The organism is Streptomyces sp. GL_141, from assembly GCF_057834385.1.
Genome location: NZ_CM174402.1, coordinates 8,604,588 through 8,616,521, shown reverse-complemented (window position 1 = coordinate 8,616,521; position 11,934 = coordinate 8,604,588). Strand labels below are relative to the sequence as shown.

Sequence of the window (11,934 nt, the reverse complement as noted above, 5' to 3'; positions counted from 1 at the left end):
GCATGCGAAAGCGCCCGGCCGGTGGGTACCGGCCGGGCGCTTTCGTGTCCCCGTGTTCCGCTGGTGGTTTAGTACCAGTGGTTGTTCTTCCAGAAGGTCCAGGCGCCCTCGGGGCTGCCGTAGCGGGAGTTCATGTAGTCCAGGCCCCACTTGATCTGGGTGGCCGGGTTGGTCTTCCAGTCCGAGCCCGCCGAAGCCATCTTCGAAGCCGGCAGGGCCTGGACCAGGCCGTAAGCGCCCGAGGAGGAGTTCGTGGCGGTGTGGTCCCAGCCGCTCTCGCGGGACACGATGTTGTTGAACGCCGCGAACTGCGCCGGGTCCTTGATCATCTGCTGCGCGATCGCCTTGGCACTCATCGGGGCGGCCTGCGCGGGAACCGCGGCCAGCATGGAACCGGCAACGCCCAGGGCGAGGACGGTACCCGCGAGGGTCTTCTTCGAAGCGGCGATGCGGCGGATGACGGTGTGGGACACGGACGGACCTTCCGACGGGGACAAGGACAATCGCAGGCACGCCGAACCCACTCACGTACAGGAGAGGGGATCATCGGCGGGAGCAGGAGAACCGGGGTGAACCCGGGGGATCTCCGTCCGCCCTGCGACTCATCCAGTTCTACGGGGCTCCCGAGCGTCTGGCAACGACCCCTCTTACTAGTGGCCCTCGCAGCCGGGGCGCAACGGCCCGCCCCCGGGTGGGTGAGTATCGGTGCAGGTCGGGGCGGGTGTGAGGGGGTCGGTAAGGGGCGTTTAAGGACTACTATCCCGCCTCGTATGTGACCAAGGTCCTGTGGGGCGGGTCACCGCCCAGAGCCCCGAAACTCACCCTCCGTGGCTGATCGTGCCCCTATCGGGGGAAGGCGGACGGATCGATCCGACCCCCGGATCGAAGGCCACGGAGGCATCGAACGCCACTTTTCGAGTCGCCCGCCGCGACGTCCTGCTCTCCGCGCCTGCTCCTCCGTTTGGAACCCTCGTCGCGGGACATGCGTGGGGGAATGGTTGAGATCTTGGTCCGGAGAGGAAGAGGACGACCGTGAACACCACAGGGAAGACCCCGTCCCGGCGCACCGTGCTCGCCCTGGGAACCGGAGCGGCACTGGCGGCCTCGCTGCCGGCGGCCGGGAGCGCCTTCGCCGCGACCTCGTCCCCCGGCGGCAGCGGCGCGGTCGCGCACCGCCTGGCGGCACTGGAACGGGAGCACTCCGCCCGTCTGGGGGTCTACGCCCATGACACCGCCACCGGCCGCACGGTGCGATACCGGGCGCAGGAGCGCTTCCCCCTCTGTTCGGTCTTCAAGACCCTGGCCGTGGCCGCCGTACTGCGCGACCTCGACCGGGACGGGGAGTTCCTGGCCAAACGCGTCCACTACACCGCGCGGGAGGCCTCCGCCTCCGGGCACGCCCCGGTCACCGGCCGGCCGGAGAACCTCGCCCGCGGGATGACGATCGCGGAGCTGAGTGATGCCACGATCCGTTTCAGCGACAACGCCGCCGCCAACCTCCTCCTGCGCGAGCTGGGCGGTCCGGCCGCCGTCACGCGCTTCGCCCGCTCGACCGGGGACGGAGTGACCCGCCTGGACCGGTGGGAGCCGGACCTGAACAGCGCCGAACCCCTGCGGGTGACCGACACCACCACCCCGTACGCGATCGGGCGGACCTACGAGCGCCTCGTCCTCGGCACCGTGCTGGAGGCGGCGGACCGGCGGCGGCTCACCGGCTGGCTGCTGGGCAACACCACGGGCGGCGAGCGGCTGCGGGCCGGTCTGCCGGGGAACTGGACCGTGGCGGACAAGACCGGCGCGGGCGCGTACGGCACGAACAACGACGTGGCCGTCGCCTGGCCCCCCGGCCGGCCACCCCTCGTCATCGCCGTCCTGACGACGAAGCCCCAGCCCGGCGCCGCGCCCGACAACCCCCTCATCGCCCGGGCTGCCGCGCTCCTGGCCACGGCGCTGACCGGAGGGTGATCCGGCCCCGGAGCCGCTCGCGGTCGGGGTTCCTCACTGTCAGAGCTCTTGGAGCCCTCAGAGCTCCGTCATGCGGAGCTCGACCGCCAGCCGGCCCGGTCGCCCCTCCTCCGCCACCAGCGGCCGCCCCACCCGGGCGGTCTCCGCACACAGGAAATGCAGGTGCTCCTGCGGTGCGAGGTCCGCCATTCCCCGTGCGAGTTCGGCGCCCGGGTTCCAGACCACCACGTCGCTGTGGTCGTGGTGGGCGAGGGCGACGACCCTTCCGAGCACCTCGTCGCGCACCGTGGTGACGGGCGCCGGCGCCGTCTGGAACCGCTCGACGTGGTCCACGGGGGTGAGCGTGCCGTCTTCGTCCTCGTAGCGGCGCCGGGTGAGCCCGTCGGTGTGTTCGGGGCCGAGGCCCGCGAGGTGTGCCCGTCCCAGGTCGCCGATCCGGACGTAGGTGTGGAGCGCGGCGGTGGCGGTGTGGTCGCCCCGGTCCTCGATCTCGATGAGACAGCTGTCGGTCAGGGTGTACCGCGCCACGAGGACGAACTCCTCGGGCCACAGTGCGCGGGTCTCCGGCGAAGGCCGCAGCGTGCATTCCACGACGACCCGGTCCGCGTCCTCCTCCCACGCCGTCAGCTCCCAGTCGGTGGTCCGCGCGAACCCGTGCGAGGGCGAGCCCGCGGGGCCGGCCGGGCCGAACCACGGCCAGCACAGCGGGACTCCGCCGCGTACGGCCGTTCCGCGCCGCCACAGGTCGGGGTCGGCCGACCACAGCACGCCGGGACCGTCGGGGCGGGCGCCGGCCGGGCGCCAGCTGACGAGCTGTCCGCCCTGGATGCTCAGACACGCCTGTCCGGCGCGCGGGTGGTCCACGACGAGGACGGGGAAGTCCGCGTACCTGCGGCGGGTGAGAGCCGGGGAGAGCTGCTCCTCGACGGGCAGGGTCCGGAACTTCTCGAAGATCTGATCCATGCCCCGACCTTCCTGCACGGCACGGAGAGGGTCAAATCGCGGCGTTTCGTGAGAGTTGCCCACTTCGTCATGCTTGCAGTCGGCGCCTTTCAATTGCCTCGCTCCTCATCAACCCCCTGGTGCACGATGGCCGCATGAGCACCTCCCCGCAGCCCCCGCACCCTTCCGCCCGGCCCGGCCGGGAGGCCGCGGTCCGGCTCCTCGCCTCGCTCGCTCCGCTCGCCCACCGGGAGCGGATCCGCGCGGCCGTCGCCCAGGTGCGTACGCTGCCCCCGGCCGAGGTGCCCGGCCTGCTCGCGGAGCTGGCCGACCCCGGCCGGCATGCCCCGGACACCCGGGCCACGGCCCTGATCTGTGCCCGCGCCGTCCCCTCCGACCCGGCCCACGGCGACCGGCTCGCGACCCTGCTCGTCGCGGGGCTCACCGACCCGCACGGAGCCGTGCGCGCCCAGGCACTGGCCGCGCTGCGCACCGGCCGCATACGTCCGACCGCCGAGGTCCTGGTGACCGACCGGGTCACGGCCGCGGCCCGGGAACAGCTCGTCGTCGCCCTTCACCGCACCCCGGCCCCGCTCCCCGACGCCCTGATCGACTCCGTCCGCGCGACCTGGGGCGACCGTGAGGCGGCCCGGCTGCTGCCCGCCTGCTCCCCCGCGATCGTTCGGCGTCTGCTGCCCGAGCTCCGGCACGCGCTGCACTCCTGGCTGCCGTTGGCGCGCCGGGTGCCCGAGGTCGTGTACGAGACGGTCGTCCGGGAGGCCGAGGCGCAGGCCCCGGCCGCCCGCGAGCTCTGGTGGCTGCTGGCGGCCCGCGGCCCGCTGGCCGCGCTGGCGCAGGTGGACCCGGGTGCGACCCTGGACCTGTTCGAGCGGGTCGGCCCCGAGCGGCTCCCGGCCGGGCTGGTCCCGCACCTGCCCGCGTTCGTCGCCCACCGGCCCCGGCTCGCGGCGCGGTTGTGGGGGCAGGGCCGTCTCGTCCTCGCGGCGAGGACCCTGTCCGGCAACGGCGCGCGCCGGTTCGCCGCCGCCGTCCCCGAGGACGAACTCGTCGCGGCGGTGCGTGCGGCGGCGGCTCCCGCGCCGGTGCTCGCGGTGCTCCTGCCCGCGCTCCCGCCCGGTCGGCGCCGGGCGGTGCTCGACGCGGTCCGGGCCGAGGAGGGCTCCGCACCCGCCGGCCCCGCCGGCGACGAGACGGCGGTGCTCCCGGCCGAGTTGATGCGCGTGCTGCCCGCCCGGGACGCCGTACCGTTCGCTCTCCACGCCCTCGACCAGGCGCGGATCCGGGGCGCCGAGCCGGTCGAGCTGCTGGCGCTGCGCGCCTTCCTGCCGTACGAGGACGAGGCCGAGGCGCTCCGGGTGGACACCCGGCGGGCGGACTCCGACGGGCGCGCGGCCGCCTGGCGGGCGCTGGTGCACGCGGCCGCGCGGGCCCGGCGTCCCGAGGTGACCACCGAGGTGCTGACGGAGCTGGCCCGCCTGCGCTCCGAGCAGGATCCGGTGCGCCAGAGCGCACTGGGCGCGCTGGGCGCCCTGCCGACGCAGACCTTCACGCCGGCTGCGGTGCCGGCGCTGGAGCGGATCACCGCGGACGCGCTGGCCGCACGGGACCTCTCGTACGCCACTCTCGTGGACCTCGCCCGCCTCGCGGTCCGCCTCCTGCACATCACCGGGGACGGGGCCGGGTCGGGGACGCACCCCGCTCCGGAGCCCTCCGGAACGGATGGCGGCGCGCTGCCTGCGCTCGTCGCGTGGGCGGTCCGCACGCTGGCCCGCGCGGACGGCCCCGACGCGCCCGGCGGCGGGTTCGGCCGGTTCGTGGCGCAGGCCCTGCGTACGGCGCCGCCGGCCGCCGCGGCCCGGGCGCTGCTCGACGCCGTGCGTCCCGTGGTGACCGAGTCGCTCGACGCGGGCGATCCCGTACCCGCGCTCTCCGTCGCCGAGTCCCTTGCGTCGGGCCCGCGTGGGGAACGGGCCGCGCCCTGGCTCGCGGAGATCGTGGAGCGGATCGCGCTGACCGGCGCGCGCGGGCCGGCGGAACGCGCCTGCGCGCTGTGGCTGGCCTCGGCGGGTCCGCGTGCCGAGCGGATCCGCACCCTGCTCGCCGCGGATCCGTCCGCCTTCGTGCTGCCCCGTGTGGTGGAGCTCGTGGCGCGGCAGGCCGACGACTTGTTGCCGGCGCTCGCCTCCACGCCCCTGGACTCGCCTCCCCGTGGCCGCTTCCACGACCCGGCCCGGTCCGTGGGCGGGTCCCCGCGGCAGGTCCTGCCCCCGGTACGGGGCTACGCGCACCGGTGGACCGACACCACCTGCGCGGCCGTGGCCGACTGGCTCGCAGCCGGGCTTCGGGCCCGTCTGCATCCGGAGCGGTCCCCCGGTGATGCGCTTCTGCGGGAGCTCGCGGCGGTGCCGGGCGGCGGCGGGCTGCCGGCCGTGCGGGAGGCCGCGGAATCGGCACACGTACCGACGGCCGAGGCGGCCCTGGCCGCGCTGCCCGGCGCCGACCGGCCCGGCCTGGTCCTGCCCGACCTGCTCGCGCGGGCCGACGGGGACCGGGCGCGCGTCGCCGTGTACGGAATCGGGCGGGTCTGCGCGCACGTGCCGCCCGCGGAGCTCGCGGAGCGGTTCCGGCCCGTTCTGGAGCGGGCGACGGGCACGAAGGTGACGAGCCGCAAGGAGATCGTCCGGCTGGCGGCGGACCGGCTGCCGGCTGAGCTGGCGGGCGAGTTGCTGGTGGCGGCCTTCTCGGCGCCGGGGCAGCACCGGGACGTACGGGCGGCGGCGGTGACGCGGGCGGCTCAGCTCGTGACGCTGGGGCCGGTGGAGGCGTGCCTTCGCACGGCGGCGCGGGAGGGTTCGAGGGCGGAGCGGGAGGCGCTGCTGCGGGTGGAGCCCCTCGCCCTGCCGGCGGCGGCGCGGGAGCCGTACGGGCGGCTGGTGGCCGAGGTGTGCCGGCGGTTCCTCACGGAGGAGCCCGCGCCGCGTGCCTCCCCTGACCTACGTCCCGATGCGGCGAGCGATGCGGCGCCCGACGAGGCGCCCGACGAGGCGCCCGACGCGCGAACGGTCGCCGAGGCCTGCCGGGTGCTGCGCCGTTGGGCGCTCGCGGTACCGTCCGCCGTGGACGCGGGCCTGCTGCCGCGTCTGGCGGTCGAGCCGGGGAGCCACGGGGTCGTGTGGCGGGCCGCGGTGGAGGCGGTCGTGGACGCGGCACGGGTCGACCCGGACACGTACGGTCCGTCCTTGGAAACGGTGACGGCGGCGCTGCTGCGGGAGCACGTACGGGAGGCCGGGGCGGACGCCCGGGCGCGGGGACGCGGCCCGCGGGCCGCACCGTACGAGCGTGCCGAACCGGCGGAACGCGACCGGCGCAACGCCCTGCACCGGATCGCCGTGCTGGCGGGGTGCCTCGAACGAACGGCCGGGCAGGGCCTGCCCGCGGCCTGCCGGCCCGTCTGGCAGAACGCGATCGCGCTGATCGCGGAGCAGGACGCGAGCCTGCGGTGGGCGGTGACGGCCCGGACGGCGCTGTGGGACCCCGCCGCGCCGTCGGCCGAGCGGGCCCGGGAGCTACGGGCGCAGGCCCGGGCCGTACGAGACCGGCCGCTGCTCGCGGCCCGTACGGCGGTGGCGATGGCCCGCCGCTCACCCCGGGTCTCCCCGGCCGACCTGGCGGCGGCGCGTGACGCGGCGCTGGCGTTCGGGGCCTCGGGGCCGCGGTGGTTCACGCGGCGCCGGAACGGCACGCTCCCGCCCCGGGACGGACTCTTCGCGGGCCTGTACGCGGTGGCCCTGGCGGAGGCCCATGCGAGCCGGGCGACGTCGACCGGCAGCGAACTCGGCCCGGCACTGCGGTTGTTCCGGGACCTACGGACGCACCCCGCCCCGGAGGTCCGCGACGCGGCGCACGAGGCCCTCACGACCTGGGAACGGAGCTGACGGCCGCGCCCCTCCGCCGACGGCACCGCCCCGGGCCATAGACCGGGGACCCCGCCTCCCCCACAACGGGGCGGGAACGGATCCACGCCGGCGCCGAGGCTCATCGACGTACCCGGGGCGAACGGACTCGGCGCGGGCGGACTCCGGGCAGGCGGGCTCGGCTCAGGCGGACTCCGGGCAGGCGGGCCCGCAGACCGGCTCGGCAGGTTGCCTCCGGACCCCGGCGGAGGCGTTCGGCGGCGGCGACGCGATAACGGCGCACGCCGTGGTCCCCCTCCTTCGCGCGAGCCAGCTCCACGCAGGCCTGCTCGCGTGAAGGCGGGCCCCGCGCGAGCGGGATCGGCCCGGGGGGTGGACGTGTCGCGGGGGCCGTACGGCGGGCGGTGACGGGCCGGGCCGGGGCCAAGGGCCCCCCTTCGGGGGACCATTGGCGGGCGGGGGGCCGGGTTGGCGGTGGCTAGGGTCGTAGTCATGACCACTCAGCGAATCCTCGACCTCGACCGCGACGCGCTCTCCGCCCTCCGCGGCCGCGAGCTGACCCGGGCGGTGGCCGCCGCCGAGGGCCGGACCATGGTGGCCGAGGTCTTCGCCGAGCGCGCGGCGCTCTCCCCGCACCCCGATGGGCGGGGCGTGCACAACGCCGAGCTGGTGGCCGCCTTCGGCGCCGACATCGTCGTCCTCAACCTCATCGAGCGGGCCTGGGACGGGGAGCGGCTCGTCATGCCCGGCCTCGGGACCTTCTCCTCCTTCACCGATCTCGCCCGCCTGATCGGTCGCCCCGTGGGCGTGAACCTGGAGCCCGGCGACGTCCCGGAGATCCGCCGCGCCACCTCCGAGCACGCCCGGCGCCTGGTCGACATGGGCGCCGCGCTGCTGTGCATCACCGCCAACCCCGGAACGGGCGGCACCTACGACGGCATGGCGCGGGTCACCGAGGAACTGCGCAAGGGGCTCGGTGACGACGCGGCCCTGTGGTCGGGGAAGATGCACCACGCCGGCTGCCCCGAACGCGTCACCCCCGCACGGCTGACCGCCCTCGTCGACGCCGGCGCGGACGGCGTGGTGGCCCCGCTGCCGGGCACGCTGCCCGGCATGACCCGCGAGCTGGCCGCGACGGCCGTCGCCGCGGTCCAGGACGCGGGCGCGATCGTGATGGGCGCCATCGGCACCAGCCAGGAGGGCTCCCACGCCAACGTGGTGCCGCAACTCGCCCTCAACGCCAAGGAAGCCGGCTTCGACGCCCACCACTTCGGCGACTCCTACCTCCCCGGCATGTGCGACCCCGAGGTCATGTACGCCTACTCGGTGGCCATCCGCGGCCGCCGCCACACCTGGAACCGCATGTCCTTCGCCCCCGGCCGCTCCGCCCACGCAGAGGCCACACCGGGCGGCACCTGGTAGCCGCCCCGGCAGTAGCCCTGGTAGCCCTGGCAACGAAACGCGCGCCGCTGGCGGCTCCGGGGAGTGGGGGCGTGCGGGGCGGGCATCCGCAGGGCATGGACAACGCATCGCACGACGCGGAGCGCGAACCCGCACCGCGAAGAGAGCCGCGGCGGCTGCCGTGGTGGGGACGGGCCGTCGGTGGGCTGGCAGTGCTCGCGGTGGTCCTGGTGCTGGCCGGCCGTTTCAGTCTTCTGCCCGGCTTCGGCGACCTGTTCCGCGAGGACACCGTGGATCGATCGGGGCCGGTCCTGCTCAAGTCCATTCAGGACATGCACCGTTACGAGGGAGCCGCCGGCAACTTCCAGGTCGTGGTGGACCTGGAGAAGGACGCGGCCTTCCTGCCGGACTCCGTCCGGGGAACGCGGACCCTCTACGTCGGGGCGGGCTCCGTGAGCGGTTACGTGGACCTCGGCGGGCTCGGCGAGCAGGCCGTCACCGTGAACGAGGAGCGCACCAAGGTCTCGCTCCGCCTGCCCCACGCCGTCCTCGGGACGGCGGCGCTGGATCTGGACCGCTCGTACGCCGTGTCCAAGCAGCGGGGACTGCTGGACCGGCTGGGCGACCTGTTCACCGACGATCCGACCGGTGAACAGGCCGTACAGCGCCTGGCCGTTCAGCACATCACGGAAGCGGCCCGCGACAGCGGGCTCGTGGAGCGCACCGAGAAGAACACCACGACGATGCTGGAGGGTCTGCTCCGCTCCCTGGGCTTCCAGGAGGTCACGGTCGGCTACGTGTGACCCTGCCGAACGCGCGGCTTCAGCTCGAGGTCTGACGCAGCACCAGGGAGAGGAAGCCCCAGGTGTCCCGGTAGGTGCGCAGCCATTCGGTGCGGCGGGTGGTGGCCGTCTCCAGCACCTGCCCGCTGTCCGGATCGGCGGGGTGGTCGAGGGCCCACGAGGCCAGTGACCCCCAGCAGGCCCATTCGTAGGCGTCCAGTTCACCCCGTGTACTGACGTGCCCGTGGACGGGAGTCCACCCGTCGGCGACGACTTGGTCCACGGTGGTCGCCAGGTCGGCGAGGTCCCCGAACATCTCGACGGCCTCCGCGGACGGGGAGCGGTCCCAGAATCCCTCGCCGATCAGGACCCGGCCGCCGGGAGCGAGGTGCTTGCGGGCGGCGGCGAGGGTGGGCAGGAGGCCGCCGAAGGCGTGCGTGGCACCGACGCTGACCACCAGGTCGAACGGCTGCGGGGAGGCGAAGGCCGCGGCCTCTTGGTGGTGGAGGACCAGTCGTTCCCGGACACCGAGGCGGACCGCCGCCTCGTGAGCCTGCGCCAGGGCGCCCTCGGAAACGTCCACTCCCTCCGCGTGCAGGTCCGGGTGGGCGGCCAGGGCGCGCAGGAGCCATTCCGCGCTGCCACAACCGAGGTCGAGGACGCGCTCGTCGCCTCGCGGGAGGCCCCGTTCCAGAAGGCGGCGTACCGAGTCGTCGTCGAGGGGGGACTTTATCGGGTGATCTGCATGGGCGATCGCTGAGATGTGTTCACGGTTCACCGGCGCAGCCTGCCAGCCCCCGGAGGCCGCGCGCATCTCGATTTCGATCACGGACTCGACCGTTCGTGTAGGGCGAATTCGCGGATGCCGCGCCCCGTACGATCCCTCTCAGTGGATCTCCACCAACGCGCTCTGCGGGCTCTCAAGTACCGCGTCGAAAAGGGAGCTTGGACGTTGTTGGACGTGGGTGTGGGCGTGGGTGCCGGTGTGGACGTGGTGCGGGAGTCGGCACAGGCCGGACGGGTCGTGCTCTTCGAGGAGTCGGCACGGGACGGCGCCCAGGCGAAGACCCTGATGAGCGCCGGCTTCCGCGTACGGCTCGCCCGTGAGCAGGGGGCGGTGTTCGGGGCCGACGGCCCCCGGCACGCGGTCTTCGCCGCGGGATTCCCCTCCGTGTGCGGTCAGGAGTTCGAGGCGACCCGGCAAGTCGCTCTGGAAGCACAGGAGTCGGTGAGTCCGTCCGCGATCTGCCGGGGCACGGTGGAGGACGTACGGCTGGCGCTGAGCGCGGTGCGCGGTGCGGCGCACGGGCGGATCATGGTGATCGTGGCGGCCTCGGAGGCCACGGCCCGCGCCCTGGTGCACAGTGACGCCCGCACGGCCCTGGACCGGGGCCTGGACGTGGTCAAGGAGGCCGTGGACCGCGCCGGCGGCACGGCGGTGGACGTGTGCCTGGTGGACGCGCCGCGCGCGGACCACGCCTTGGTGGCCGAGTACGCGGGCCGGATGACGGCGCAGGGGGCTGCCACGATCGTGCTGGCCGACACGGTCGGCGACCTGCTGCCCGGCCAGACCCGGGATCTGTTCCACCGCGTCGCCGCCGGGGCCGGCCAGGACACTGTCCTGGTCTCGCACCTCCACAACGACCTGGGCCTCGGCCTGGCCAACACCCTGGCCGCCCTCGAGAGCGGAGCGCGGGTCGCGGCCTGCTCCTGGCTGGGCATGGCCGAGCGCAGCGGCATGGTCGCCACCGAGCAACTGCTCTTCCTCCTCGCGCACGACCGGGCCAAGGCCGCGCACGTCCTGGGGCCCGACTGCGAGCCGTGGTGGACGCAGCCGGACCTGACGCGGCTGCCGGGCATCGCCCGGATGGTGTCCGCGGAGACCGGGGTTCCGCTCACCGTCACCACTCCGATCGTGGGCAGCGGAGTCGCCACGATCTCCACCGGAACCCCCTTCACCCACCCGCGCACCTTCCAGCCCTACGACCCCGAGCACCACCTGGGCCTCGCACCGACCGTGGTGCTGACCCACCTCGCCAGCCGGCGCGTGCTGCGCGCGGTCGCCGAGCGCCTGGGCCACCGGCTGGATCCGGACCAGACCGGTGAGGCCCTGACCTGGGTCAAGGACCGCGCCTACCGCCTGAACCAGGCCCGGGTCCCCGACGCGGACTTCGCCGCGTACCTCGAAGCCCTCACCGCCGCGACACCCGCACCCGCACCCGCACCCTGAACGGACCCACCCCATGTCGGACACGCACCTTCCGGACACCGGCGCCGCCGCCGAGGCCTTGCGGGCCGGAGGGGCCGTCATCCTGCCCAACCCCAGCCCGCTCACCTACATCGTCGCCGCCACCACGCCGGGGGCCGTCAACGACGCGAAGGGCCGCCCGACCGGCCAGGAAGTCGCCCTCTGGGTCCACGACGACGCCGTCTGGCGCGACCTCGGCACGGAACTGGACCTGACACCGGCCGCGCTCCGCACCGCGTTCGCCCTGCTGCGCGACGAACAGGTCACACTCCTGGTGCCCGTACGCGCGGACGCGCGGCCGTCGACCTGGACCGGACCCGCCCTCCGTGACGGGCACCTCCTGCTGTTCGGCGCACACTGGCGGCCGCTGTCCGCCCTGTTGACGGGCTTTCCGCAGCTCTACGTCAGCAGCGCCAACCGGACCGGTCAGCCCCCGGCGGACACCGCGGCCCGGGCCACGGCGATGTTCGGGCCCGGGATCCCGGTCGTCGACGGCGACGCGCTGCGCCGCCGCGGGACCCCCCACGCGGCCACGACCATGCTGCGCATCGGCTCCGGCGGAGACCTGGCGCACGTCCGGCGAGGGGCCCAGGACCAGGCGCACGGCCCCGATCCCGAGGTCTATCTGGCACGCCTGCGCGCGGCGTACGGCGGCAGGTGA

9 protein-coding genes are annotated in these 11,934 nt (G+C 74.8%); 6 read left to right on the top strand and 3 right to left on the bottom strand.

From position 1 onward, the window contains the following. Nucleotides 1–68: 68 nt before the first annotated feature. Complete coding sequence (locus AC3IX6_RS38290; protein ID WP_489365223.1) at nucleotides 69–473, bottom strand: aggregation-promoting factor C-terminal-like domain-containing protein; 405 nt, start codon at nucleotides 471–473, stop codon at nucleotides 69–71. Nucleotides 474–1,032: 559 nt separating this feature from the next. Between AC3IX6_RS38290 and bla the strand changes: the two genes are divergently transcribed. Then, the gene (gene bla, locus AC3IX6_RS38285) at nucleotides 1,033–1,965 is read left to right on the top strand and encodes a class A beta-lactamase (RefSeq protein ID WP_489367920.1); all 933 of its coding nucleotides are present in this window, start codon (nucleotides 1,033–1,035) and stop codon (nucleotides 1,963–1,965) included. A 57-nt stretch (nucleotides 1,966–2,022) separates the two neighbouring features. Here bla and AC3IX6_RS38280 read toward each other — a convergent pair whose 3' ends face one another. Further along, entirely contained in the window at nucleotides 2,023–2,928 is a 906-nt protein-coding gene (locus AC3IX6_RS38280) for a D-hexose-6-phosphate mutarotase (RefSeq protein WP_489367919.1), read from the bottom strand. 134 nt (nucleotides 2,929–3,062) lie between these two features. Here AC3IX6_RS38280 and AC3IX6_RS38275 point away from each other — a divergent pair, with 134 nt between their 5' ends. The 3 genes from AC3IX6_RS38275 (at nucleotide 3,063) to AC3IX6_RS38265 (ending at nucleotide 9,046) form a co-directional block, all read left to right on the top strand. After that, the gene (locus AC3IX6_RS38275; RefSeq protein WP_489367918.1) at nucleotides 3,063–6,863 is read left to right on the top strand and encodes a hypothetical protein; all 3,801 of its coding nucleotides are present in this window, start codon (nucleotides 3,063–3,065) and stop codon (nucleotides 6,861–6,863) included. Nucleotides 6,864–7,334: 471 nt separating this feature from the next. After that, a complete protein-coding gene (locus tag AC3IX6_RS38270; protein ID WP_489367917.1) occupies nucleotides 7,335–8,264 on the top strand; it encodes a DUF7916 family protein in 930 nt (309 codons plus the stop codon). 95 nt (nucleotides 8,265–8,359) lie between these two features. Then, nucleotides 8,360–9,046 carry a DUF4230 domain-containing protein gene (locus tag AC3IX6_RS38265; RefSeq protein WP_489367916.1) on the top strand — a complete coding sequence of 229 codons (687 nt, stop codon included), beginning with the start codon at nucleotides 8,360–8,362 and terminating at the stop codon, nucleotides 9,044–9,046. A gap of 19 nt (nucleotides 9,047–9,065) precedes the next feature. Here the strand turns inward: AC3IX6_RS38265 and AC3IX6_RS38260 are convergent, their stop codons facing one another. Next, a complete protein-coding gene (locus AC3IX6_RS38260) occupies nucleotides 9,066–9,803 on the bottom strand; it encodes an SAM-dependent methyltransferase (RefSeq protein WP_489371688.1) in 738 nt (245 codons plus the stop codon). Between the two features lie 183 nt (nucleotides 9,804–9,986). On the opposite strand from AC3IX6_RS38260, the gene AC3IX6_RS38255 reads away from it, so the two are divergent. Together AC3IX6_RS38255 and AC3IX6_RS38250 are read left to right on the top strand one after the other, a co-directional pair. After that, on the top strand, nucleotides 9,987–11,255 hold the full coding sequence (locus AC3IX6_RS38255; protein ID WP_489371687.1) for a 2-isopropylmalate synthase: 1,269 nt from the start codon (nucleotides 9,987–9,989) through the stop codon (nucleotides 11,253–11,255). A gap of 13 nt (nucleotides 11,256–11,268) precedes the next feature. Next, on the top strand, nucleotides 11,269–11,934 hold the full coding sequence (locus AC3IX6_RS38250) for a hypothetical protein (RefSeq protein WP_489367915.1): 666 nt from the start codon (nucleotides 11,269–11,271) through the stop codon (nucleotides 11,932–11,934).